This is a genomic window from Haloparvum sedimenti, from assembly GCF_001462205.1.
GTDB lineage: Archaea > Halobacteriota > Halobacteria > Halobacteriales > Haloferacaceae > Haloparvum > Haloparvum sedimenti.
On record NZ_LKIR01000068.1, the window covers coordinates 71,046 to 94,232 of the forward strand.

Below are 23,187 nucleotides of genomic sequence, written 5' to 3' on the forward strand. Positions count from 1 at the left end.
TTCGCGGCCGCGCCGGCGCCGAGGCTGGGGAGGTGCGAGGCTGCGGTGCGGTTGCGGTGGGTGGGACTGAAAGGGGCAGGCGGCTCGGTCCGCCCCCGGCGCCTCAAGCACTCGCGCCGGGCGGTGTCTCCGGCGCGCTACTGCACGCCGGAGAGCGGCGAGACGCGGGTTGTCTCGCCAGCCTGAGAGGCGCGAGCGCGCAGAGCGTGCCGCGGACGGTCGAGCCGACTGGGGCTTTCTGGGCGGTGCCGTCCGGAGCAGCAGGATCGGTAACAGACACAGAAAACGCGCCATATAGAGAGCCGGCTGGGGCTTTCTGGGTGGTGCTGTCCAGATAAGCAGGATCGGTAACAGACACAGAAAACGCGCCGTATAGAGAGCCGGCTGGGGCTTTCCGAGTGTTGCGGTCCCGATCGGCAGGATCGACAACAGACACAGAAAACGCGCCGTACAGAGAGCCGGCTGGGGCTTTCCGACTATCGCCGCCTCGATCAGCAGGATCGCCACCGGAACCGGATCGGGAACACGGGTCCCGTCCTCACGCCTCGTCGTCCGCGTCGACGACCTTCTTGCCGGTCGCCTGCGGCAGCACTTGTCGGTCGGCGTCGGCCCACTCGCGGTCGAGCTCGCGGCCGTCGAACAGGCGGTCCAGAAACACCGCGAGCCCGGCGACCTCCGAGTGGGGCTGGTTCGTCACGCCGACGTTGAACTCCGCGCGCTCGTAGAGCTCCCACGGCACCTTCTCGCCGCCGACGACGATCAGGAGGGGCTCGTCGGCGTGTGCCTCGCGCACCTCGGACTCCACGTCCTGCACGCGCTCGCCGTACATCGTGAGGTGGACGACGGTCCCCTCCCAGTCGCGGACGACGGCCTTCTGGTCCTCGCGGAGCTCGACCTCGAAGGGGCCGCCGAAGCGGTCGGTGATGTCGCGGATCGTCTCCGCGGACTGACCGGCGTTGTCCGGGAGGAGCACGCGGTCGGCGCCGAGCGCGCGCGCCGTCAGGCCGACGTGGGTCGTCATGCGGTCGTCGCGCCCCGGCCGGTGGCCGAAGCGGAGCACGGCGACCTCGGGTTCCTCGTGCATGTCCCGACGGACGGACGCGGCCGGTTAGGGGGTTTCGATGCTCGCACCGCTCGCGACCGGAACGCCCTTCCCCTCCGCCGGGAAAGCGCGCGACATGGAGCTTCAGGACGCGCGCGTGCTCGTCACCGGCGGCGCGGGACTCGTCGGGTCGGAGCTGGCCCGCCAGCTCGCGCCGGACAACGACGTGGTCGTCGCGGACGACCTCTCGAACGGCCTCCGCGAGACGGTCCCCGAGGGCGTGGAGTTCCGGCAGGCCGACCTGCTGGACCCCGCGGACGTGGCCGAGGTGATCACCGAGGACCTCGACGTCGTCTTCCACCTCGCGGCCGCGAACAAGTACGTCAACGCCGAGGACACCCGCGGGCAGTTCGAGGCGAACGGCGAGTTGACGCTGAACGTCCTCGAGCGCATGGAGGAAGTCGGCGTCGACCGGATCGCGTTCACCTCCTCCTCGACGGTGTACGGCGAGGCCCCCCGCCCGACACCCGAGGACTACGCGCCGCTGGAGCCGATCAGCGTCTACGGCGCGGCCAAGCTCTCGGAGGAGGCGCTGCTGTCGGTGTACGCGCACTCGCACGGCTTCCGCGTGTGGAACTTCCGGTTCGCGAACGTCGTCGGCCCGCGCTTCGGCGCCGGCGTCGTCCCGGACTTCGTGGAGAAACTGGACGACGACCCCGAGACGCTCACCATCCTCGGAAACGGTCGCCAGGAGAAGTCCTACATGCACGTCGAGGACTGCGCCGCGGCCATGCGCCACGTCGTCGAGCACGCCGAGGACGCGATGAACACCTACAACCTCGGCTCGCGGACCACCACCTCCGTCACGCGCATCGCGGACATCGTCGCCGACGAGATGGGGCTCGACCCCGACTACGAGTACACCGGCGGCGACCGCGGGTGGACCGGCGACGTGCCGAAGATGCGCCTCTCCGTCGAGAAGCTCGCCGCGCTCGGCTTCGAGCCGCCGGGGTCCTCGGACGAGGCGGTCAGGCGTGCCGCCCGCGAGCTCGTCGCGCGCGTGGACCGGCGCGACGACCTCCACCCCGACCGAGTCTGACCCGGCCGCGCCCTTCCCCCACTCGATAACCGGCTTCTGACAAAAAACGCGGCTCTGCGTCCAGTTTGCACGCGGGCGCTCGGGACAACTCGACGCAGCTTTCACAAGCTTTCCTCACCAAGAGACGACCGTAATTATGGGTCTCGTGACGGCGCTCAAGCGGACGCTCTCGGCGTCCGAGTCGGGTGACGACGAGGACGCCACGTTCGACTATCGGTGTTCGGGCTGTGAAACCGAGTTCTCGGAATCCCGCAGCCGGATGGTCCGGGTGACCTGTCCGGACTGCGGTTCGGCGGCGGTCCGCGCCGTCGACTGACCGCGCCGCGGCGCGGTCACTCCCCGAACGGGGCGAACTGGCCGTTGATGTCCCACTCGTGGACGCAGTAGACGTTCCCGGGGTCGTCCGCGACGAGCCACGTCTCGGCGTCCTCGCTCCACGTCTCCGTCCGGCCGCAGTTCTCGCACGTCCGTTCGGTGGGCGTCCGGAGCGTCGTGTGCATACCCGAACGAGGGTGGTCGATCACCAAAAGCGTGACTCCGTCGGCGAGCGGCGCCGCCCGCGAGCGGGGCGGTCCGCCGGTGGCCGAGCCGAAGAGCTATCGTCGTGGGCCGGGAACGCCCGTGTCACGACGCCATGCACCGAACCGGTCACTACGGCGCCGCGCTGTGTCTGTACGCCCCGGTCGGCTTCCTCGCGATCGCGGCCGGCTTCGCGGAGCTCGCGGTCGCGGGCGGGGTCGTCGCGGTCGGGGGTGCGACGGTCCCCGACCTCGACCTGCGCGTGCCGTTTCTCCCCCACCGCGGGCCGACCCACACCGTCTGGTTCGCGGCCGCGGTCGCCGCGGTCTGTGCTCTCGTCGGTGCGGCCCTCGGGGGCGGAGCGGGCGCGCTCGCCGCGGTCGGCGTCAGCGCCTTCGCGGCGCTGGCCGGTGCGGTCGCGATCGGCTCGCACCTGCTCGCGGACGCGGTGACCCCGATGGGGATCCGGCCGTTCGCGCCGCTGCGCGACGACCGCTACTCGCTGGAACTGGCGCGGGCCGCCAACCCCATCGCGAACTACGGGCTGCTGGCGCTCGGCGTCTTACTGACCGCAGTCGCCGCAGTCGGCGGGAGCGCCGTCGCCGGCGCGGTCGGGTAAGATCCCGCCTCCGCGCGACCGCCTCCGCGCGACCGCCTCCGCGCGACCGCCTCCGCGCGACCGCCTCCGCGCGACCGCCCCGCTCCGAAAATCATAAGCGCCGAGTGATTCATCTTCGACCATGATCAAGCTCGTCGAGTTCGTCGTCCGCAAAGAGGAACTGTCCCACGCCGAGTTCGCGGACTACTGGCTCCACGACCACAGCCCCATCGCGAAGGAGATGCCGGGGCTGAAACGCTACGTCACGTCGCTGCCGGCCGACCCGGAGCAGTCCGAGTACGACGGCGTGTTGGAGCTGTACTTCGAGGACATGGACGCGCTCTCGGCGGCGTTCGACTCGGAGGCCGGCCAGCGGACGATGGCCGACGCGGAGAGCTTCCTCCAGGTCGGCGCGGGCCCGCGCATGATCGTCGAGGAGACCGTTCAGCTGGACGAGACGGCCTAGCGGGCGTCCCGCCGGCCGCGAGCGATTCCGGACTACCTGATTCAAGGAGAGAGTCCCGCCGTTTACGGCGGGCGTGAATCCGACAACCGAAGGACGCCCACCAACTAAGGCTGTCCGGGGGTATCCTCGCGGACGCGCTTCTCTCCTTCAAGCAGTAACCCCTTCCACGTCAAACCGCGCTGTTTCTTCAACTTCTTCAACCGCTCGTACTGTTCATCGTCGTCGAACTCGACTCGGATTGCGACCATGAAGTATCACATGAACGGAACGTATATGTGCGTGTCGGTCGTATGCGATAGTGATGAAGCGGACCAACACGTTCGAGGTGGTTCCTCAGTCCGAGGAGGACGAGGAGTTGCTTCGCCGCCTGTTGGACGCTTCTGCCGCGCTCTGGAACGAAATTAACTACGAGCGCCGCGAGAACTACGCCGATCCCGACGCGGACGTGTGGGACATCAGCGAGTATCGCGGCCGCTACGGCGGCACGCTCGGCGCGTCTACCGTGCAGCAGATCGAACGGAAGAACCGCGAAGCGTGGCAGTCGTTCTTCGCACTCCAGAAGAAGGGCGAAGCCAACGGCAAACCCGGGTTCTGGGGCAACGAAAAGAAGGGTCGCGAACTCCGCACGTACATCCGCAACACGTCGTACTCAGTCGAGTGGGGCGAATACTCCCGCCTCGAAATTCTCGTCGGACAAGACCTGAAGGACGAGTACGGGCTCGGACACCGCGAGCGGCTTCGCCTCGAAGTCCGTGGCGAACCCAACTGGAAGGAGTACGAGAAGCAAGGCCGGTTAGAGTTGTTCTGGGACGAGCAAGCACAGACGTTCAGGGCCTTTCAGCCAGTCACTATCGACACTTCTCGGCTGGCACACCCACTGGCGGACGAAACCGCCGCGCTGGACATTGGTGCGAACAACCTCGTCGCCTGTACGACCACGACCGGCACGCAACTGCTGTACGAAGGGCGCGACCTGTTCGAGCGGTTCCGCGAGACGACGCGCGAGATCGCGCGGTTGCAGTCCAAACTCCGCGAAGGAAAGTACTCCTCACACCGGATACGGTCCCTGTACCGTCGGCGGACACGTAGACGCGATCACGCTCAGGGCGCCCTCGCTCGCGACCTCATCCAGCGGTTGCACGGCGAAGGCGTTTCAACGGTGTATGTCGGGGCGTTGACGGACGTGCTCGATGCGCACTGGTCGGTGGAGACGAACGCGAAGACGCACAACTTCTGGGCGTTTCGAGCGTTCATCAACCGCCTCGCGTGTACGGCCGAGGAGTACGGCATCTCGGTGGAGGTTCGGTCGGAAGCGTGGACCTCCCAAGAGTGTCCGGAGTGCGGTTCGACCGACCGAACGACGCGGCACCGCGGCACGCTGACGTGTCCGTGCGGCTTCGAGGGGCACGCGGACCTCACCGCAAGCGAGACGTTCCTGAGACGGCAGGCAGACGTATCACGGCCGATGGCACGGCCTGTGCGCCTCAAGTGGAACGACCACGAATGGTCAGAGTCACCACGCTCTTGTTCCAACGAGGAACGCACGAACCCGCAAGTTGCCTCCGTGGGCCGGTAAGCGATACCCCCAGCGCGAGGAAACCCCGGCATTCACGCCGGGGAGGATGTCATTCACTGAGCGCATTTTTCCGCGTCGACAGCAGATGCACTATCGCTGAGACGCCGAGCACTGCAGCCGTCAGGAGGCCGTACACGGTCCCGGAGAGGGCGGCGAACGGCGGCGTCCCGATCGCGGCCGCGCCCACCAGCAGAAACGCCACCACGGCGAGACCGAGATAGTACTCGCTCCACAGGAGATCCTTGCCCGTCACCACCTCGAGGTAGATCTGCAGATCGTCCGCATCAGGAGTGAGCGAAACCGTTCCTCGGTTCCGGTCGTAGTCGATGAACCCCTCCCGCGCCAGCCGCGGAAGGTGTGACTGATGGAGTGAGGTGTACACGCGTTTCCGCTGGTCGTACGTAACCGCGTCCGTCTCCACGTCGTTCTCCCATGCCGCGACCTGCCTCGCGATGTCGCGGACGGGTACCTGCTCGTCTACTTCCTTCAGATACCGGACCGTATCGCGGCGTCGACGGTTACTCAGTACCTTCAACACCGTGTCCATCGAGTCGGGCTCGGCGACGCGATCCGGGGATCCGTTCTTCTCGTCGGGTTCTCTCTCCGACGATCTGAGGTTCATGTTGTCCCACCACCAAGCCCCTGATCCGTGTCATGGGTGATAAATATTTTCCTTATTTGAAATATTCAACTCATAGATCATTACTCTGAGAAACCCCTTAATAACGGGTTTACCGCCGGTATGGGTGTCATAACTACACCGCTGAAGCGTCCTCGTTCTCCCGATGTCTACCGTTCCCAATGTATTGATCGAGCGACTCCGCCGGAGCGAGTACACCGGGTCCAACCGCTGTGTGCCCTGTACGACCCTGAATCTCGTGGTAGTCGGCGTCGCGGCCGCGGTCCTCGGGAGCGTTCGCCCCGTGCTGGGCGTGGGGCTGGCGATCGTCGGCGTGCTGTCCGTCTGGCTCCGCGGCTACCTGATCCCGGGCACGCCGTGGCTCACCGCGAACTACCTCCCGCGCCAGGTCCTCGCCCTGTTCGACAAGGAGCCGGCCGCAGAACGCGCGTCCATGGACGCGGGTGCCGCCGGGGAGACGGTGGAGGACCCGGAGACCGTCCTGTTGGAGTCCGGGCTCCTCGTCGTCGATCCCTCGGGCGCGGACCTGCTGATCGCCCCCGACGTGGGCGACGACCTGCGGGCCGCGGCGGCCGCGGTGAACGCCGGTCCCTCCGACGAGGAGACGCTCTCGCGGCTCGCCGGGATCCCGACCGAGGAGCTCCGGTTCGGGTGGGAGGGGGACGCGTACGTCGCGCGACTCGGCCACGAGAAGATCGCCGTCTGGGAGTCGCGGTCGGCGTTCGTCGCGGACGCGGCCGCGGACCAGGTCTTCGCGGACCGGATCCCGGGCTACGCCGACGAGTCGCTCGCCCGACGGACCGCCCTGCTGGGCGCGTTCCGGATCTTCCTCGACCGGTGTCCGACCTGCCACGGGGAGATAACCGTCGGCCGCGACGTGGTCACGTCCTGCTGTGCCAGCTACGACGTGGTCGCCGGGACCTGTGCGGGCTGTAACGACCGGCTCTTCGAGATCGAGGTCGACGGGACGGACCTCGCGTAGTCACCGGTCCGCGTTCGTCGCGTCCTCGGTCATCGATCGTTCGACCACAGCGGCGCGCCCTACGAGAACGTGTGCAGAAGGAAAACGGCCAGCGCCGCGGTCGTCACCCCAACAGCGAGAACCGGTACGACCACAGGTGGTAGACGCTCACGGCCGCGAAGCCGACGAGCGCGAGGCTCGTCCACAACAGCGGGTCCACGCGCGCGAGCCCGGGCGCGCCGACGAGCGAGCCGAGCACGGCACACAGGCCGACGATCCCGACCGTCCGGTACAGCTCCGCCCACGTCACGCCGAACGACGTGACGACCTCCTGGTACACCCGGAGCTGCTCGGCGTGGGGCGCGAGCCGGACCGTCTGCGCGTCCGCGTCGTGGACCACGACGCCCGACTCCTCGAGCGTCGGCAGGTGCGTCTGCACCAGCGAGCAGTAGACGCTCTCGCGCACGTCGCGCGGCGGGGGCGAGGTTCCGGACTCCCGTTCCGCGACGAACGTCGCCAGGTCACTGACGGATAGCTCGTCGTCCGCGCGCGAGAGCCGGTCGAGCGTCGCCTGCCGTCGCTCGTTCGACAGCAGCGCGTGGATCCGCGTCTCCGGTAGCGTCACCGGGACCGCCACGTCGATCCCCCCTCGGGTACTCTCGGATGAGTCATAGCCGGCCTGTCGCAGCCCCCGTACGTAGGTATGGGTCGGTTGTCGTCTCGTACGGACTGGCAACCGCCTCCGATGGATCCGGTAGGAACACCGATCGGGATCCGGTAACACACCCCATCCACCGGCGAATCGGACGTTACGATCGGCGGCTCGGCCGCCGTGATCCCTTATGCTCCCATTGAGCGGCGCTATGTTGCCGTTCAGCAGCGCTATTCTGCGGTTTAGCGGCCCTATGCTGCTGTTTAGCTGTGTATAGCTCGCTCGTACATAAGGTGGCAGGCGGATGAGGGGTCGATACACGACGACCGGGCGCGACCGGCCGTCGACCCAACCATGACAGACAACGACATCGACACCATCGGCCTCTCCCGGCGCCGGATCCTCGCCGGGCTCGGCGCGGTCGGCGTCGCGTCCGCGGGTGCGGGACTCGGGACGACGGCGTACTTCAGCGACGAGGAATCGTTCGACAACAACACGCTCACCGCGGGCGAGCTGGACCTCAAGCTCGACTACAGGGCGACGTACGCGGGCGGGCCCGGTCGGCTCGAGGAGGTCGACGGGTGGTACCCCGACTTCGACGTGCAGGAGGAGGAGCCGGGCGTCTACCTGCTCGGCGAGGTGCCGGACGTCGGCGATTTCAGCTGGCCGGAGGAGGTCCAGGAGCGCGACCTCTGCGACCCCGAGATGAACCTCGTGGACGGCGACGCGATTCCGGTGTTCACGCTGGAGGACGTGAAGCCGGGCGACTACGGCGAGGTGACGATCAGCCTCCACATCTGTGACAACCCCTCGTGGGTGTGGATGTACGGCGACCTCGTCGAGAACGCGGAGAACGGCCTGACCGACCCCGAGTCGGAAGTCGACGAGACCGGCGGCGACCCCGGCGAGGGCGCCGGCGAGCTCGCCGACGCCATCGACGTGACGATGTGGTACGACGAGGACTGCGACAACGTCTACGAACCCGGCGGGGGCGACGACGCTCCGATCTGTGTCGAACTCGTCCTCGACGTCTCCGGGTCGATGGGGACCGGCAACCGGCTCCAGGACATGAAGGACGGCGCGTCGACGCTGGTCTCGACGATACTCGGCGCCAGCGCCGACAACCGCGTCGGCCTCACGACGTTCGCGAACGGCGCGAACACGGTGGTCTCCGTGACCGACGACGAGGCCGCCCTGCAGAACGCGATCAGCGGTCTCTCCGCCAACGGCAGCACGGCGATGGCCGACGGCGTCTCCACCGGGCAGGCGGACCTCGAGAACTGCCCCGACGGCCACGACCGGATCATGGTCGTGTTCACGGACGGCCAGCCGTCCAGCGGGCAGGACCCCGCGAGCGCGGCACAGGCCGCGCGAAACGCGGATCCGAGCACGGAGATATTCGCCATCGGCGTCGCGGGCGCCCAGCAGTCGACGCTGGAGTCGATGGCCAGCGACCCGACCGACGACCACATCTTCACCGCGACCGACGACGCCGCGCTCGAACAGGCGTTCGGCCAGATCGCGGAGACGCTCGTGGGCGAGCAGGTCATCTTCGAGGGGTCGCTCGCGGAGGCGATGGCCGCGCTCTCGATGGACGAGGGCGGGATCGCCCTCGACGGCAACCGGTCCACGGAGGACCGCGAGTGTTTCGCGGGCGGACTCACGCAGTGTATCGGCTTCGAGTGGGAGCTGCCCCCGGACGCCGGCAACGAGGTGCAGTCGGACTCCGTCACCTTCGACGTGGGGTTCCACGCCGAGCAGTGCCGGCACAACGAGGAGCCGGGCAACCCGTTCGAGCAGCCCACTCCGACGCCGACCGCGACGCCGAACGACACGCAGACGCCAGAGTGAATCCACGAGAGCGGCGGCGCCGCTCGATTCCCATCCGGACTCCGGCAACCCGCCACGGCGGCGGGTTCCGGGACGGCCGGTCAGGCGGTTCGATCCCGCCGGTGGGGTTCCCCATTCGGGGATGAACACCATGAACGACGACAACATCGGCATCTCGCGGCGGCAGACGCTCCTCGGCCTCGGCGCGGTCGGCGTCGCTTCCGCGGGCGCAGGGTTCGGAACGACGGCGTACTTCAGCGACGAGGAGGCCTTCGAGGACAACACGCTCACCGCGGGCGAACTCGACCTGTTCGTTCACGTCGACTACGCCGAGGACCAGGGCAGCTACAACCAGTACGAGATCGACACGGTGCTGAACGGCAACACCGTCGGCGAGGACACGGAGGGCGACCCGCTCAAGATCGAGGTCGACGACGTGAAGCCCGGCGACTCCGGCGAGGGGGTCCTCTGTTTCTCCATCGTCGACAACCCCGCGTACATGTGGCTGTGCGGGCAGCTGACCGAGAACAGCCAGAACGACACCACGGAGCCGGAAGCGGAGGCGCTCAACGACATGTACGGCGAGATCCCCGAGGAGGGGCAGCTCGCCGAGGCGATGCAGGTGACGCTCCGCTACTGCACCGAGGATGACGGCGAGCTCGTCGAGGGCGACCTCATCGCCGAGGGCTCGCTCGCGGACGTCATGGCGGCGCTCGACAACGGCGTCCCGCTCGACGGCTCGGGCGACGGCGCCGCGGGCATCGACCGCGACCCCTTCGACGGCGTCGAGAGCAGCGAGGAGCACGACGAGACCTGCGTCTGCCTCTCGTGGGAGGTTCCCACCGAGGTCGGCAACGAGATCCAGACGGACTCCGTCACGTTCGACGTGTCCTTCTACGCGGAACAGGCGCGGCACAACGACGGCACGATGAACCCCTGCATCACCTCCCGGGAGGTCGAAGGGTTCGGCAAGCTGGACTACGAGGACGCCGACGTGCTGTGGATCTCCAAGGCCCGCAACGGCGGGTCCAACACCTTCGAGCTGCTCGTGGGCGACGACAACGCCAACAGCGACACCGCCGACTACGACTTCGGCGGGAGCAGCTTCGACGGCGAGCTGACCGTCGCGTACGACGCCGACAGCGGCGAGGCGACGCTCGAACTCGCGAACGGGTCCACCGGAGACGTCTCCTACGCCGTCAGCGACGCGGCCGGCGACGTCGTCTCCATCGTCGCGCGCGGCGACGACGCGAGCCACCTCGCGAGCGTCTCGAACGTCCGCGTCAACGGTAGCTCCCCGACCGGTCCCGACGCCGTCGAGGCCGACGGCGCCGAGATCAACTCGCTGCTGGTCGAGGACGTCGACGCCAGCGTCGACTGGGAGCTGACCGCCGACGTGGCGCTCGAGGGGCTCGACGACGACTCCGCCGCCTCGGACGAGAACCCCGCGGTGTACGTCGAGGTGATCGACGCGTAGGGACCGCGGACCGCCTCGAACTGCCTCGGACTGCCGGGGACACGTCCCCCCACTCCCCACGTCGGCGCACGACGGTTCGACTCCGTCGGTGGGACTCCCATCAGGGATCGCTATGACACCCATCACACGCCCGTCCGGATCCGCGAGCCGAGAGTCGGGCCGCGGGCAGCCGGTTCGGTCAGCCTGCCGGATCGCCGCGACCCGGTACGCGACCCATACATATGCGCTCACCCCGCAAACGAACGGGTCGACCACGGACCGAGCGCGCACGGTCGCCTCGGAGGGGGGTCGACGTGTCACAAGATGACGAACTCCGATTCAGTCGGCGGCAGCTGCTCGCGAGCGCCAGCGTCGTCGGGGCGGCCGGGCTCGGGTTCGCGCGCGGGAACCGCCGGGTGTCCGGGACGGACCCAACCTACCCCAACGTCACGTACGCGGCGACGCAGGGGCCGTCCCTGCGCGTCGGCTGGCACGCCACCTACGACGACGGTCGCGAGGGGGACCCGCTCCGGTCCGTGTCGCCGGGGACCGACGAGTGGAACCACGGCGACACCGACGCCTACGCGAACGAGCTGGACGAGGACGGCCCCGCCGGACCGGTCATCGACTTCGGCGACGTGGTGCCGGGCGACTCGGGCACGTTGAGCGTCGGGCTGTACGTCGACGCCGACTCGGAGCCCGGGACCGTGTGGGTCCGTCGGACGCTCGCGGGCGAGAGCGCCCTCGCGAGCGCGGTCGACGTGGAACTGTGGTACGACACCGGGCTGTTCGGCGTCGGCGGCTGTCGCGGCGCCGACGCGTCCGGCTTCGGCGAGCCGGTGGTCTCCGGCACGCTCGCGGCGCCGGAGACGACCTTGGCCGCGACCGGCACGTTCGACGAGGGGCTCAGGCTCGACCCCGGGCTCGCGAGCGCGCGCTGTCTGGAGCCCGGCGAACGGCTGTGTCTGGGGTTCTCGTGGGCGATCGACGAGCGCGTCGGCAACGCGTATCAGGGCGCCGGAACGCAGTTCGCGCTGGAGTTCGGCGCCGTCGGCTGTGACTTCGCGGGGAACCCCTTCGTCGTCGAGCCGTGGGAGGGGGAGCAATGAGCCTCAGTCGCCGCGAGATCCTCGCCGGCATCGTGGGGACGGGGACGCTCGGCGCGCTCGGTGGCGTCGGCGGCGCGCGGACCGTCGCGCTGCTGTCCGACCGCGAGCGCGCGGGCGGACTGCTGACGAGCGGCGACCTCGAACTGGCCGTCGAACTCGACTGTGCGGACTGCGCGGCGGACGCGCCCCCCGGCGTGATCAGCTTCACCGACCTCGACCGCGGCGACGAGGGGCGGGCCACGCTCGCGTGGACCATCACCTCCAACCCCGGCCGGCTGTGGGTCCGGACGACCTGTCCGTCCCGCCCGGATCCGCTCGGCGACGCGCTCCGGGTGACCGTCTCCCTCGGTGGGACGACGCTCGCGGCCGGCTCGCTGACCGCGGTCCGCGAGGCGCTCGCCGGCGGCGTTCGCCTCGACGACCGCGACGGGACGCCGTGTCTCGATCCCGAGACGCCCCTGTCGCTGGTCGTCGAGTGGGCGCTCCCGGCCGACGCCCCCGCCGCGGCCGCCAACGAGACGACCGAGCTGGCCGTCTCGGGGTACGCCGAGCAGTGTCGTCACATGTCGGAGTCCGCGGCCGTCAACCCCTTCGAGGGGCTCGGCGACTGCCCGGACGAGCCGGACTGCGCGACGTGTCCGCCCGCGGACGGCGGCGAGGGCGAGCGCATCGCGAGCGCGACGTTCGCGTACGCGGGGCCGGACGGCGTGCTCCTCGAGATCGTTCGCTCCGGACCCGGTGGGGGAAGCGGTGGAGGCGGGAGCGGCAACGGTGGAAGCGGGAACGGCAACGCCGGTGCCGGCGACGTCGCCTTCTCAGGCACGCTCGCGGACGGCGACGAGTTCGACGCCGTGCTCCACGACCCGCCGTCGGTCTCGGGCGGGCCGGACTTCGACGTGGTCGTCGACGGCGCGGTCGTCGGCGGCTTCCACATCAGCTGTTCACAGCCCTTCGGCCCGGGGCTCGTGATCGGCGACGGCACGCACGACGTGACCGTCCTCGAGGCGGTCGATACGGACGGGTCGGTCCTCTGTGAGGTGGATTCCGCATGAACACCAGAAAACTCGCAAGCGTCGCCGCACTGCTGCTGCTGATCGCGGTCGTCGTGCCGTTTGTCGTCTACGCGGCCCCCTGGACGATCGGCGCCGACGAGAGCTACGTCGTGCTCACGGCGAGCATGACGCCGGCCATCGCGCCCGGCGACGTGGTGATCGTCGACGACCGCGGCCCCGAGGCGATCACTGAGGGCGACGTGATCACCTTCCGTCGCGGCGACGAGCAGGTCCCGGTCACCCATCGCGTGGTCGGCGTCGAGGAGCGGAACGGTGACCGCGCGTTCGCGACGAAGGGCGACGCCAACGAGGACGCCGATTCGGGACTGGTCCCCGCGAGCAACGTCCTCGGCACCGTCGTGTTGACGATCCCGTACCTCGGCTACGTCATCCAGTTCGGCAACTCGCCGTACGGGTTCCTCGCGCTCGTCGTGGTCCCGTTCGGCCTGCTGGTGATCACGGAGATCTGGTCGCTTGTCGGCCCGCGGATCCGTGCCGGGTCGTCGGACGACACGGCGTCCGCCACCGAGAACTCGGCCGACGCAGCCGACGGCGACCCCGCCGCGACGCCGAACGGCGAACCCGCCGAGCCAGCCGTCGCCGACTCATCAGTCGCCGAGTCGACCGCCGCTGTGGATCCGGCCGTCGGCGGGTCGACCGGCGCGACGGCCGTCGAGAGCGATACCGGAAGCGAGAGTGCGGGCGAGAGCGGGGGCGAGATCTCCGTCGAGACGATCAAGGGGGCGGCCGCCGTGCTCGCGCTCGCGGCGCCGTACGCCGTCTACGTCGCCGTCCGGCTGCAGTCGCCGGTCACGCTCTCCGTCGCGTTCGCCGCGACGGTGACGCTGCTGGGCGCCGCGGGGATCCTCCTCACCGCTCGGCGGGCGACGCCCGCGGTCGACCAGTCGACGACCTCGGACGCGGCGACCGAAAGCGCGGCAGCCACGCCGGCGTCGGACGGCGGGACGCCGCTGTCGGCAAGCGGCGACGAGTCCGAACCCGCGGACGCGACGGCCGATTCGGCGAGCGACTCGGCCGACGACACGCCGCATGACTCGACGGGCGCCGAGGGGGTCGACCGATGAGCCGCGTGTCGCTCCGGCGTCGCGTCGCGGTCGCACTCCTCGCCGCCGTCGTCGTCACGTCGGTCGGGTTCGGAGGCGGCGCGACGGTCGCGCTGTTCTCGGCCACCGGCGACGCGACCGCGGAGTTCTCGTCGGGATCGTTCGACGAACCGGCCGGCGCAAACGGGGCCGGAGCGTTCGCCGCCGGCGCGAACGGGTCCGGTCCGGGCGGGGCGTCGGAGACGACTGCAGGCAACGGGACGGCCTCGGGCAACGAGACGAGGGCCGACGGCAACGGGACCGCGACCCACCCCGGGAACGAGACGCGGAACGGGACGGCGAACGGTTCGACCGCGCCGCCGGGGAACGAGTCGACGACGCCGCCCGAGAACGGGTCGACGGAGTCGTCGCAGGGCTCGGAGAACGGAACCGCGGACGCCCCGCGCAACGAGTCGACGGAGACGGCACAGAACGAGACCGCGACTGGGGAGGGCAACGAGAGCGAGAACGAGAGCCGGCCGGAAAACGGGAGCCAGACGACGCCCGACGGCGGGACGCCCACGGCCAACGAGAGTGAGTCCGGCGACGGGAACGCGTCCGGCGACGAGAACGCGTCGGCGTCCCTGACGAGCGCGTCCGCGGTGGGGCTCCACGACGGCGACGCATCGACCCCGCTCGGCGCGCCCGACACCCTCGCAGGTGAGTCGGAGCGCGGAGGTGCGGTGCCGTGACCGACGACGCCGCGGCCGCGCGGGAGAAGGAGGTTGCGTCGCCGACACCCGCCGCCGAGCCGTCGGCGGTGCGGGCGACCGACGTGATCGTCCACGAGCTCCGCAACGCGCTCGCGATCGCGACCGGGAACGCGGCGCTGCTCGCGGAGGGCCGAGCCGACCCGAACGCGACCCGAGAGACGGACGACCGCGCGCTTGACTGCCTCCGGGCCGCACTGGACCGCATGGGGAGAACTCTCGACGACGCCGAGCGCATCGCCGCCGCGGAGCGCGTCGAGTCGCCGGCGCGCGTGGACCTCGGCTCGGTCGCGGAGACGGCCTTCGAGTGCGTCCGCCACGACGCCGCAGCGGCCGAGACGGCGACCGCGCCGACGCTGACGGTCGAGTGCGGCACGGTCGCCGCCGACCCGGCCCTGCTGGCGGCTGCGCTGGAGAACCTCTTCCGGAACGCGCTGGAGCACGGCGGCGACGCGGTCCTCGTCCGATCGCTTCCGGACGGGGCGGGGTTCCTGGTCGCGGACTCGGGCCCGGGCATCGACCCGGACGTGCGCGAGGACGTGTTCGACCCCGGCGTGAGCACCCGCGCGGGCGGGGGCGCCTCCGGGCTCGGCCTGCACATCGTCGACCGCGTCGCGACCGCTCACGGCTGGACGGTCGCGCTCCGAGAGGGGCCGGCCGACTACCCCGGCGCCTGTTTCGAGTTCCGGACCGGAACTCGTGGGACTGCGGAGTAGGCGGCGGCGCCGAGTAGACGGAGGCGCAGAGTAGGCGGAGGCGTCGACCGCGGTCGCGTGAGGCGCGCTCCCGATCAGTACTCGATCGTCCCGGAGTAGCGGTCCAGGAGGACGACGGCGAGCGCGCCGCCGACCGCCGCGATCGCGAACTCGGGCGCCGCGGCGCGCCAGGTGCCGCCCGTCTCCGCGAGGACGCGGCCGACCTCCGCGACCGGCGCTCGGAGCGCGCCGACGATGAGGCTGACGAGGAACGCGAGCGTGGCCGCCCGGTCGTACTCGAGCGCGCGCCGCACCGCGTGCGCGACGGTGAACAGCCCGACGAGCGCGCCCGCGACGAAGACCAGCACGGGCGGCGCCGTCTCGGTCACGCGGGCGGGCTCGCCGCCCACGGCGAGGCCGACGAGCGCGTCGACGAACGCCGAGAGCGCGCCGCTCATGTACTCGTACTGGCCGAGGATGATCAGCAGGAGCGAGCCGGAGATGCCCGGGAGGATCATCGCGCTGACCGCGACCGCGCCCGCGACGAAGAGGACGGGGTAGCTCCCCGCCCCGAGCGCGCTGGAGGCGTAGCCGGAGGTGAGGAAGGCGAGCAGGAACCCGCCCGCGGCCGCCGCCTTCCGGTCGCGCGTCGAGAGGTCGACCTCGCCGTAGAGCACGACCGCCGAGGCGGCGATCAGCCCGAAGAAGAAGCCGAACGTCGGGACGGGCAGCGTATCGAGCAGGTGGTCGACGAGTCGCAGGACGGTGACGATCGCCGTCGCGATCCCGGCGCCGAGGACGGCGAGGAACGCGCCGTCAACCTCCAGGAATGCGGCCCTGGCGTCGGGCAGGTTCCGCGGCCGCACGCCCGCGAGCACCCGCCGAATGCGGTCCGGGCTGACGTTCGTGATCGCGGCGATCAGCCGCTCGTAGACGCCCACGATGAGCGCGATGGTGCCGCCCGAGACGCCCGGGACCGCGTCCGCACAGCCCATGGCGATCCCCTTCAGGTAGACCGCCAGCCAGTCCCGGAGCGCGACCATCGGTTACGGCTCCGCGGCGAGCGTCGCGGATCGCGGGGCGGTCACGGCCTCGAACGTGCCGGCGTCGCCGTCCCCGTTAGCCGCGGTGAGCGAGTCCTCGAAGGCGGTTCCCGACAGCGAGGACTCGTTCGTCGTGTTGCCGTCGTCCGTCTCGTTCCCGCCCGAGCCCTCGGGTTCGGTCCGCTCCTCCTCGAGGGTGACGGTGACGGGCTCGTCGTCGTCGCCGACGACCGTGCCCTCGTGGACCTCGACCTCGGCGCGGTTCTGGACGGTCGTGCCGTTGTCGAGCACCTCGCCCTCGTCGAAGATCCGGTAGGACCCCTCGGCGCGGACGCTCGTGTTCGTGTAGCCGTTCTCGGGGCCGTACTCGGCGTAGCCCGTCGTGGAGTACGGCAGCGTGAACTCGAACTCGCCGTCCTCGTTCGCGGTCGCGCGCTGCGTGTACGTGAACGTCTCGTTGCTGTTGGGCATCCCCATCTCGACCGTCGCGGTCACCTCCTCGCCGGGCTCGGCACCCGAGCCCTCGACGGTCGCGCCGGGGACGCGCTCGAAGGTCTTCACCCAGCTCTGGGTGGTCGTCGAGAGCGCGCTACCGGGAATCCCGAGCGCCTGCGCGACCTGCTGGCGCTGGAGCGTGCGCCGGAACGCCGGCTGCTGGTTGGCGTGGACGAGCCGGTAGTGCTCGAGCGCTTCCAGGTCCTCGGAGGGGAACCCGCCGACGCCGCCGACCTGCGCGGAGCCGTCCTCCTCGACGTAGGCGCGCGCGGCGCTCATGTTGTCGAACGTTCTGACGGCCGGCTGGTCGCCCTGCGGGAGCGTCTCGACGGTGACCTCCTCGCCGCTCTGCGTCTGGGCCGGCGTCTCCTCCCAGTCGACGACTACCGGCTGTGCGGAGGTCGCGCTGCCGTGGAACTCGTAGAGGTGCACCATCAGGCTCTCGTAGTAGCGCTGGTCCTTGACGTAGAGGTCGTTGTACTGGTTCCCGAGCCTGATCGCCGGGAGGAACTGGCCCTCCTGCACCTGCCTGAGCGGCGTGACCAGCTCGTCGCGCTCCAGGCTCTCGCCCTCGTCGTTGTAGAACGTGACCGGCGCGCCGAACTTGGAGTTGGCGTCGACCATCTGCCAGTCGACCATGACGTAGCGGGTGTTCTCGCCCTCGTCGCTCTGGCTCGCGAGCACGTCGCTTGCGTCCTCCTCGCTCGGCGCCAAGAGGAAGTTCGCCGCCTCGGCCGCGTTCTGCTGGAAGGGGTTGGCGTTCGGGATGCGCTCCGCGCGGGTGGTGATCCAGTGCCCGTAGTCCCACCACGACTGAACGCCGTAGGCGCCCTCGGGGTAGTCGAAGTCGCCGTCTTCCGGGCGCTCGTAGCTGCCGTAGAACTCCATCGGGTTGTCCGCGCCCTCGAGCTCGCCCGGATGGGGCGTCTCGTCGTTCATCCACTGGAGGCTGTCGTCCCACTGGACGACGCCGCCGGGGCCGTTCTGCGCGCCCGCGGCCCAGACGGGGGTAACCATGAAGAGGAGGGGCGCGACGAGCACGAGCACGACGGCCGCGGCCGTCAGCACCTGCCAGCCCTGGATGTCGCCGACGAGCTCGTCGACGGGCTGCTCGCGGAGGTCCAGCGCGTCGAGCGCGAGCTGGAGGAAGTACGCCGCGCCGACCGCGACGATGACCGCGAGGTAGTAGTTGAAGCGCATCTGCGTGAACGCGGCGCTCGCGATGAACGCCGCCCACACGAGGAAGTAGAGCTCCTCGACGTCGTACCGCGCGCGGTAGGTCGCGCCCACGAGGAACGCGGCCGCGATGACCAGGCCGACGACCTGCCAGCCGACGCCGACGAGGCCGCCCACGAAGCCGTACACCTGCGGGAGTGCGTAGACGGAGCCGATGACGACGAACGCGGCCGCGACGTAGCCCGTGTCGCGCACGTCGTCGCTCTTGATCAGGGGGCGCGCGAGGATGTAGAGGACGGCGAAGAGAGCGAGGAAGAACGCGAGCCCGTACTCCGAGACCACGAATTCGCCGAAGCCGTACCGGGCGAGGGGGGGCTGGGCCTCGCCGATTGTGCGGGCGGTCGCGCTCGTGCTGAAGCCGAGCGTTCGCAGGACGTTACTGTACAGCGTGTTCCAGAAGGACGGGACAGCGACCGCGAGTACGCCGACCGAGAGCGCGATGAGCCCGCCGACTGCGGCCGGGTACGTCGTCGCGTCGAGGTCGCGCGCTTCCCACTCACGGGCGAGGTATGCCAGGAACACGCTCCCGACCGCGACACCAAGGGGGAGGACAACCTGTAGGAGCGAGTAGTTGGTAGCCGAAAATCCGAATGTGTTGAGCGGGACGAGCATCAGCAGACCGGTGACGCCCATCGCTACTGCCCCGACGAACGCGGTCGGTTCGGGGCTCTCCCCGTGGACCACGTCGCTCGTGATCTTGACGACGAGGAAGATGCCGGTGAACCCGACCATCATCACGCCCGGCTGCCACGTGTACATGTAGAGCGCGAGCGCGAGGCCGGCTGCGGCCGCGTACGCGAGGGGCTTCTTGAGCGCCTCGGAGTCCCGATCGACCACGAGCTCCCAGACTGGCTTCTCGCGTGCGGCGACGCCGAAGACGGCGAGGAACGTGAGTACCGCAAGCGTCTGGAAGAAGACCTCGGCGGCGTGGTGATCGTAGAAGCCGACGGTCGTGTAGTTGAAGAACGTCCCCGAGAAGAGCGCGAGGATCCCGACCGCGGCGACCGCGCCGAACTTCCCGACGAAGCGCTTCGCGAGGAAGTAGGTGAGGAGGCCCGTGGCGGCCGCGAACAGCGTCGGCATCACGAGCATCAGCACCGTTGAAGCATCGTCACCGAGAACCGGCGAGGTGACGAGGATCAGCGTCGCGGTGATCAGGTCATAGAGAGTGCCGAAAACCCCAACTTGGGTGCCGTACGGAAACCCGGTCCATACTTCATACGGGATCGTGCCGGGGAAGTTCTCGACGGTGTACTGAGTGGTGCGCGAGTGGTACCAGGCGTCGTTCCCGCTGAAGAACGCTTCGCCGTCGCGGACGAACTCGCCGTAGCTCCGGAGGCGACTCCAGAGCATCAGGACGAGGAACGCCGCGAGCGCGGGGACGTGATACCACCGTTCGAGGAGGTCGAGCACCGAGTCGCCCGACTCGTCGGGTGGGTCGCTCGCTTGGCTCATTGTCCGTAGGAACTGGCAAAACGCGCATAAGGCTTGCCATATCTGTATAGCGAGAAAGCGCGGCGGTCACACTCTACCGACTACGATGTGACCGAACGGAAAAACCCGAAAAACGCCGATATCGTCGAACACTTCGTACAGCTGGTTGTACTTCGGAATCGCCTCCGAAGGATAAGCGAAACTGCGCTCTTCGATCACGTCCGCACCGGCTTCGCGGACCCACCGTGCCAGCTTCGCCCGAGAGGGAATGTGGACGCGCTTGAGTCCGGTGTAGCCCATCTCGATAGCTACCTGCTTGGCTCCGGGGATCCAGTGAAACAGCGGGAGTCCAGTGTGAAGTTCCAGCGGGAAGCGTCCGTTGGGAATCTGGAAGAATACGTGGCCACCCGGCTTCGTGCAACGAACCATCTCCTCCGCGAGCTTCGGCCGGTTTACGGGTGGGACAACGTGTTCGATCACGCTGATAGCGACCGTGAGGTCGAACACGTCGTCCTGATACGGTAGCCTCGTTCCGTCAGCGAAGATTCCGTGATCGACGACATCCGGGAACTCGCGGGGCTCAATCTCGAGTGCGTTGACTTCGTCGAAGTAGTCGCCGAACTCCTCCGTATTGTATCCGCTTCCGGCGCCGACCATCAGACACCGATCGCCGGAGAGGGTTCCTATCGCTTGCTCAGCAGCGTCCCTGAGAAAGGCGGCTCTCGCCTCCAGGTTTTGCTCACTTAGCGCTACCATTGAGTTCAACTCAGGGTATCGGCCTATATGTCTGCCCCTTCACGAGAACGTCGCCCGCCGTCCGCAAATTGTTGTGGAAATCCTTATCACCGGCTCGAATAGATGACGACCCGAATGAAGGTCTCGGTCGTCCTGTGTACGTACACGTTGGACATGTACGACCACTTCGCGGGGGCCGCCGACAGCGTGCTCTCCCAGACGTACGACGACGTGGAGCTCGTCGTCGTCGTCGACGGCACGCCGGAGGTGTACGACCGCGTCGCGGAGGAGTACGGCGACCGCGAGGACGTGGTCGTCCACTGCAACGACGAGAACCTCGGCCTTCTGAAGAGCCGAAACAGGGGTGCGGAGATCGCGTCCGGCGACGTGGTCGCGTTCATCGACGACGACGCGATCGCGGACGAGGAGTGGGTCGAGCGACTGGTCCGCGCTTACGAGGAGGAGGACGCCATCGCGGCCGGTGGCAAGATGACCCCCGAGTGGGTTGCCGGCAAGCCGTCATTCCTGCCCGAGGAGTTCTACTGGTTGGTCGGTGTGACTCATCGCGGCTTCGCGGACGGGCCCGGCGAGGTGAGAAACACGTTCGGGTCGAACATCTCGTTCCGCGCCGACGTGTTCGCGGAACTCGGCGGCTTCGATGCCGAGATCGGCGGCCGAAAGGGAGACGCGAATCTGCAGGGCGGCGAGACGGAGCTTTGTGCGCGAATGCGGGAGGAGTACGGTCGCGGCGTGTGGTACGACCCCGAGGCGACGGTCGCGCACAAGGTGTTCGACTACCGGACGGACTTCTTCTGGCTGTTGGACCGGGCGTTCTGGCAGGGATACTCGAAGCGGGCCATGGAGACTCTAGTTGGCTCAACACAATCAGAAGAGGAGGGGTTTTTGAACGATCTCATTTTCAAATATCTTCCAGACAGGATACGCAGGGGTATTCTCAAGAATTCTTCGTCGGAAATTTTGAGTTTTATGATGATTCTCGTGTTTACGGGAACCACCGGACTTGGATACCTTTACGGTATGCTCAAATGGTGATATCAGTACTGTTGATAGCTGGTCAAAATCGGTCTAAGTACGTACTATGACTAAGAAAGTACTCTGGCTTCGCCCATCGACGGGTGATAATGTGAGTGTTCGACGTGAGCGAATCGCTGAGCATCTTCGTGACCGGGGATTGGAAGTTCAAATTCAAGACACGAGTGGGTTAGACATGGTCTCTGCAGTCACCACAGGCTTGCTTTCTGACTTCGATGTTATAATCGGGAACGTACGTATGGGATTGTATGTCGGCTATCCTCTCGCAAAAATCCTCAGAACACCGTTCATCGGTGATGTGAGTGATCCAATTTCCGACATTGAGTCGCTTCCTGACCCGATATTTTCTTTGTTCGAAACGTACGAGCAGTTCATTCTCCGGAAATCCGACGGGAACGTCTTCCTTCCAGAAACAATCAAGGGGATGTCGGAGCATGGGATCACCGGAGAGGTCGCCGGTAACGCTGTGAATTTTGAGCAATTCTCATCACCGGATCCACAGGTAGTTCACACGACTGCAGATATTCTGGCAAAAGAAGGCGTCGATGTGGAATCTCCGATTGCGGTCTACTTAGGCCGGCTTGTTGAAACTCGTCATATTCCCGAGATTATTGATGCAGCCCGGAGGATCGATGACTGGCAATTTGTGATCATCGGGGAAGGTGAGCTATCTGACGAGCTGAGGGGTGCCGCAGATACCATCGACAATCTCTATTACCCTGGCTCCTTCCAGTACGAACTCATGCCGGGATTCCTATCTCATGCTGATGCGGGGCTTTGCCTCGTCGATGTAGAGCGACCTCTGAAAATTTTCGAGTATGGTGCTGCAGGTCTCCCTACTATCGGTGGATACGGGAAGCTGGAATCGGAGTTCTCCGAGGAGGAGCTCATTTTCGTTCATCCATGTGGTGAAGAGATATCTGAGGCACTTCACCACATTGCTGATAACCCAGACAGGACCCAGGGTCGGGTGGAAAACTTACAGAAGAGAGCGAGACAACACTCATGGGAGGAGGTTGCATCGACCTATTCTGATTTGATCGACTCTCTGTCGGACGATCGATAGCCTTGATCTCTCAGAAGTAGCGCAACAATCATGGCCGGGTGGTGTCTGTCCGAGGATATGAGCGATATGAACGTTATTGAAAGAACCAGTCTGGGCGAAAACACCGAAGTCAAGGAGTTCACAGCGATTTATGATACGGATATTGGTGACAACTGTACCGTGTGGCGATCATCAAACATCTACGGGGCGGAGATAGGAGACGACTGTATGATCGGGTCGCTCGTTGAAATACAAGAAAACGCGGAGATCGGTGACCGATGTCGGATCCAGTCACATGCGTTCATCTGTTCGCTCGTTACCATCGAAGATGACGTGTTTGTGAGCCATGGAGCGAAATTCGTGAACGACCTCTATCCACCGAGCGGAGACGAGGGCGAGTGGCAAGGAACCAAAATACACGAAGGCGTCTCTATTGGAACCAACGCGACGATACTACCTGTGGAGATCGGTGCAAATGCTCTCGTGGGTGCGGGTGCAGTCGTGACAGAGGACGTACCTGAGAATGCGGTTGTGGCCGGGAATCCGGCAAAGATTATTGATTACGTTGACGAGGAGGATTAGTCGACAGTAATGACCTGATTTCTGGAAGACGATTCCTCGCAAAGCTCCAGTAGTTC

Annotated in this window: 24 protein-coding genes; 16 read left to right on the forward strand and 8 right to left on the reverse strand. The window is 67.5% G+C overall.

All coding sequences use genetic code 11. The annotated features are described in order from the left end of the window. Positions 1 to 538 precede the first annotated feature (538 nt). Entirely contained in the window at positions 539 to 1,084 is a 546-nt protein-coding gene (locus AN233_RS04520) for a tRNA (cytidine(56)-2'-O)-methyltransferase (RefSeq protein WP_058365661.1), read from the reverse strand. A 94-nt stretch (positions 1,085 to 1,178) separates the two neighbouring features. Between AN233_RS04520 and AN233_RS04525 the strand changes: the two genes are divergently transcribed. Then, a complete protein-coding gene (locus AN233_RS04525; protein ID WP_058365680.1) occupies positions 1,179 to 2,141 on the forward strand; it encodes an NAD-dependent epimerase/dehydratase family protein in 963 nt (320 codons plus the stop codon). A 136-nt stretch (positions 2,142 to 2,277) separates the two neighbouring features. Then, positions 2,278 to 2,457: a zinc ribbon domain-containing protein gene (locus AN233_RS04530; RefSeq protein WP_058365662.1), complete on the forward strand. Its 180-nt coding sequence runs from the start codon at positions 2,278 to 2,280 to the stop codon at positions 2,455 to 2,457. A gap of 16 nt (positions 2,458 to 2,473) precedes the next feature. Here AN233_RS04530 and AN233_RS17160 read toward each other — a convergent pair whose 3' ends face one another. After that, positions 2,474 to 2,641 carry an HEWD family protein gene (locus AN233_RS17160; protein WP_176696639.1) on the reverse strand — a complete coding sequence of 56 codons (168 nt, stop codon included), beginning with the start codon at positions 2,639 to 2,641 and terminating at the stop codon, positions 2,474 to 2,476. Between the two features lie 134 nt (positions 2,642 to 2,775). Between AN233_RS17160 and AN233_RS04535 the strand changes: the two genes are divergently transcribed. Together AN233_RS04535 and AN233_RS04540 are read left to right on the forward strand one after the other, a co-directional pair. Continuing rightward, complete coding sequence (locus AN233_RS04535) at positions 2,776 to 3,279, forward strand: metal-dependent hydrolase (protein WP_058365663.1); 504 nt, start codon at positions 2,776 to 2,778, stop codon at positions 3,277 to 3,279. A 121-nt stretch (positions 3,280 to 3,400) separates the two neighbouring features. Then, positions 3,401 to 3,724 (forward strand): EthD family reductase, encoded by a 324-nt coding sequence (locus AN233_RS04540; RefSeq protein ID WP_058365664.1) that lies wholly within the window; start codon positions 3,401 to 3,403, stop codon positions 3,722 to 3,724. A gap of 104 nt (positions 3,725 to 3,828) precedes the next feature. Here AN233_RS04540 and AN233_RS17165 read toward each other — a convergent pair whose 3' ends face one another. Further along, positions 3,829 to 3,972 carry a hypothetical protein gene (locus AN233_RS17165; RefSeq protein WP_176696640.1) on the reverse strand — a complete coding sequence of 48 codons (144 nt, stop codon included), beginning with the start codon at positions 3,970 to 3,972 and terminating at the stop codon, positions 3,829 to 3,831. Between the two features lie 53 nt (positions 3,973 to 4,025). On the opposite strand from AN233_RS17165, the gene AN233_RS04545 reads away from it, so the two are divergent. Next, entirely contained in the window at positions 4,026 to 5,300 is a 1,275-nt protein-coding gene (locus tag AN233_RS04545; RefSeq protein WP_058365665.1) for an IS200/IS605 family transposase, read from the forward strand. Between the two features lie 49 nt (positions 5,301 to 5,349). On the opposite strand, the gene AN233_RS04550 is transcribed toward AN233_RS04545, so the two are convergent. After that, entirely contained in the window at positions 5,350 to 5,922 is a 573-nt protein-coding gene (locus AN233_RS04550) for a DUF7344 domain-containing protein (protein ID WP_058365666.1), read from the reverse strand. 256 nt (positions 5,923 to 6,178) lie between these two features. Between AN233_RS04550 and AN233_RS04555 the strand changes: the two genes are divergently transcribed. Then, complete coding sequence (locus AN233_RS04555) at positions 6,179 to 6,922, forward strand: hypothetical protein (protein WP_125919976.1); 744 nt, start codon at positions 6,179 to 6,181, stop codon at positions 6,920 to 6,922. A gap of 103 nt (positions 6,923 to 7,025) precedes the next feature. On the opposite strand, the gene AN233_RS04560 is transcribed toward AN233_RS04555, so the two are convergent. After that, on the reverse strand, positions 7,026 to 7,538 hold the full coding sequence (locus tag AN233_RS04560; protein WP_245626012.1) for a DUF7344 domain-containing protein: 513 nt from the start codon (positions 7,536 to 7,538) through the stop codon (positions 7,026 to 7,028). Positions 7,539 to 7,907: 369 nt separating this feature from the next. Between AN233_RS04560 and AN233_RS04565 the strand changes: the two genes are divergently transcribed. The 7 genes from AN233_RS04565 to AN233_RS04595 all read left to right on the forward strand — a co-directional run bounded on the left by AN233_RS04565 (position 7,908) and on the right by AN233_RS04595 (position 15,529). Further along, positions 7,908 to 9,404, forward strand: coding sequence for a vWA domain-containing protein (locus tag AN233_RS04565; protein ID WP_058365668.1), 1,497 nt, complete (start codon positions 7,908 to 7,910; stop codon positions 9,402 to 9,404). 130 nt (positions 9,405 to 9,534) lie between these two features. Beyond that, complete coding sequence (locus AN233_RS04570) at positions 9,535 to 10,860, forward strand: SipW-dependent-type signal peptide-containing protein (RefSeq protein WP_058365682.1); 1,326 nt, start codon at positions 9,535 to 9,537, stop codon at positions 10,858 to 10,860. 293 nt (positions 10,861 to 11,153) lie between these two features. Next, positions 11,154 to 11,948: a hypothetical protein gene (locus AN233_RS04575; RefSeq protein WP_058365669.1), complete on the forward strand. Its 795-nt coding sequence runs from the start codon at positions 11,154 to 11,156 to the stop codon at positions 11,946 to 11,948. Next, positions 11,945 to 13,000, forward strand: a complete 1,056-nt coding sequence (locus tag AN233_RS04580) for a hypothetical protein (protein ID WP_058365670.1) — start codon at positions 11,945 to 11,947, stop codon at positions 12,998 to 13,000. Before AN233_RS04575 ends, AN233_RS04580 begins: the two co-directional genes overlap by 4 nt. Beyond that, a complete protein-coding gene (locus AN233_RS04585) occupies positions 12,997 to 14,085 on the forward strand; it encodes a signal peptidase I (RefSeq protein WP_058365671.1) in 1,089 nt (362 codons plus the stop codon). Before AN233_RS04580 ends, AN233_RS04585 begins: the two co-directional genes overlap by 4 nt. Beyond that, a complete protein-coding gene (locus AN233_RS04590; RefSeq protein WP_058365672.1) occupies positions 14,082 to 14,795 on the forward strand; it encodes a hypothetical protein in 714 nt (237 codons plus the stop codon). The genes AN233_RS04585 and AN233_RS04590 overlap by 4 nt, the downstream gene beginning before the upstream one ends. Beyond that, the gene (locus AN233_RS04595) at positions 14,792 to 15,529 is read left to right on the forward strand and encodes a sensor histidine kinase (RefSeq protein ID WP_058365673.1); all 738 of its coding nucleotides are present in this window, start codon (positions 14,792 to 14,794) and stop codon (positions 15,527 to 15,529) included. Before AN233_RS04590 ends, AN233_RS04595 begins: the two co-directional genes overlap by 4 nt. A 74-nt stretch (positions 15,530 to 15,603) precedes the next feature. On the opposite strand, the gene AN233_RS04600 is transcribed toward AN233_RS04595, so the two are convergent. The 3 genes from AN233_RS04600 to AN233_RS04610 form a co-directional block, all read right to left on the reverse strand. After that, positions 15,604 to 16,551, reverse strand: a complete 948-nt coding sequence (locus tag AN233_RS04600; protein ID WP_058365674.1) for a DUF368 domain-containing protein — start codon at positions 16,549 to 16,551, stop codon at positions 15,604 to 15,606. Between the two features lie 3 nt (positions 16,552 to 16,554). Further along, a complete protein-coding gene (locus tag AN233_RS04605) occupies positions 16,555 to 19,737 on the reverse strand; it encodes an oligosaccharyl transferase, archaeosortase A system-associated (RefSeq protein WP_080508347.1) in 3,183 nt (1,060 codons plus the stop codon). Between the two features lie 66 nt (positions 19,738 to 19,803). Next, positions 19,804 to 20,472: a class I SAM-dependent methyltransferase gene (locus AN233_RS04610; protein WP_058365675.1), complete on the reverse strand. Its 669-nt coding sequence runs from the start codon at positions 20,470 to 20,472 to the stop codon at positions 19,804 to 19,806. A gap of 114 nt (positions 20,473 to 20,586) precedes the next feature. Here AN233_RS04610 and aglG point away from each other — a divergent pair, with 114 nt between their 5' ends. The 3 genes from aglG to AN233_RS16285 all read left to right on the forward strand — a co-directional run bounded on the left by aglG (position 20,587) and on the right by AN233_RS16285 (position 23,131). Beyond that, positions 20,587 to 21,504, forward strand: coding sequence for a glucosyl-dolichyl phosphate glucuronosyltransferase (aglG, locus tag AN233_RS04615; protein ID WP_058365676.1), 918 nt, complete (start codon positions 20,587 to 20,589; stop codon positions 21,502 to 21,504). A gap of 175 nt (positions 21,505 to 21,679) precedes the next feature. Beyond that, positions 21,680 to 22,570 (forward strand): glycosyltransferase family protein, encoded by an 891-nt coding sequence (locus AN233_RS04620; RefSeq protein ID WP_058365677.1) that lies wholly within the window; start codon positions 21,680 to 21,682, stop codon positions 22,568 to 22,570. 57 nt (positions 22,571 to 22,627) lie between these two features. Further along, positions 22,628 to 23,131 carry an acyltransferase gene (locus AN233_RS16285; RefSeq protein WP_218055048.1) on the forward strand — a complete coding sequence of 168 codons (504 nt, stop codon included), beginning with the start codon at positions 22,628 to 22,630 and terminating at the stop codon, positions 23,129 to 23,131. Positions 23,132 to 23,187: the final 56 nt, after the last annotated feature.

Coding starts and splice junctions, on each gene's coding strand:
- AN233_RS04520 (WP_058365661.1), bottom strand. CDS start 1,084: ATGCACGAGGAACCCGAGGTCGCCGTGCTCCGCTTCGGCCACCGGCCG.
- AN233_RS04525 (WP_058365680.1), top strand. CDS start 1,179: ATGGAGCTTCAGGACGCGCGCGTGCTCGTCACCGGCGGCGCGGGACTC.
- AN233_RS04530 (WP_058365662.1), top strand. CDS start 2,278: ATGGGTCTCGTGACGGCGCTCAAGCGGACGCTCTCGGCGTCCGAGTCG.
- AN233_RS17160 (WP_176696639.1), bottom strand. CDS start 2,641: ATGCACACGACGCTCCGGACGCCCACCGAACGGACGTGCGAGAACTGC.
- AN233_RS04535 (WP_058365663.1), top strand. CDS start 2,776: ATGCACCGAACCGGTCACTACGGCGCCGCGCTGTGTCTGTACGCCCCG.
- AN233_RS04540 (WP_058365664.1), top strand. CDS start 3,401: ATGATCAAGCTCGTCGAGTTCGTCGTCCGCAAAGAGGAACTGTCCCAC.
- AN233_RS17165 (WP_176696640.1), bottom strand. CDS start 3,972: ATGGTCGCAATCCGAGTCGAGTTCGACGACGATGAACAGTACGAGCGG.
- AN233_RS04545 (WP_058365665.1), top strand. CDS start 4,026: ATGAAGCGGACCAACACGTTCGAGGTGGTTCCTCAGTCCGAGGAGGAC.
- AN233_RS04550 (WP_058365666.1), bottom strand. CDS start 5,922: ATGAACCTCAGATCGTCGGAGAGAGAACCCGACGAGAAGAACGGATCC.
- AN233_RS04565 (WP_058365668.1), top strand. CDS start 7,908: ATGACAGACAACGACATCGACACCATCGGCCTCTCCCGGCGCCGGATC.
- AN233_RS04570 (WP_058365682.1), top strand. CDS start 9,535: ATGAACGACGACAACATCGGCATCTCGCGGCGGCAGACGCTCCTCGGC.
- AN233_RS04580 (WP_058365670.1), top strand. CDS start 11,945: ATGAGCCTCAGTCGCCGCGAGATCCTCGCCGGCATCGTGGGGACGGGG.
- AN233_RS04585 (WP_058365671.1), top strand. CDS start 12,997: ATGAACACCAGAAAACTCGCAAGCGTCGCCGCACTGCTGCTGCTGATC.
- AN233_RS04590 (WP_058365672.1), top strand. CDS start 14,082: ATGAGCCGCGTGTCGCTCCGGCGTCGCGTCGCGGTCGCACTCCTCGCC.
- AN233_RS04600 (WP_058365674.1), bottom strand. CDS start 16,551: ATGGTCGCGCTCCGGGACTGGCTGGCGGTCTACCTGAAGGGGATCGCC.
- AN233_RS04605 (WP_080508347.1), bottom strand. CDS start 19,737: ATGAGCCAAGCGAGCGACCCACCCGACGAGTCGGGCGACTCGGTGCTC.
- AN233_RS04610 (WP_058365675.1), bottom strand. CDS start 20,472: ATGGTAGCGCTAAGTGAGCAAAACCTGGAGGCGAGAGCCGCCTTTCTC.
- aglG (WP_058365676.1), top strand. CDS start 20,587: ATGAAGGTCTCGGTCGTCCTGTGTACGTACACGTTGGACATGTACGAC.
- AN233_RS04620 (WP_058365677.1), top strand. CDS start 21,680: ATGGTCTCTGCAGTCACCACAGGCTTGCTTTCTGACTTCGATGTTATA.
- AN233_RS16285 (WP_218055048.1), top strand. CDS start 22,628: ATGAGCGATATGAACGTTATTGAAAGAACCAGTCTGGGCGAAAACACC.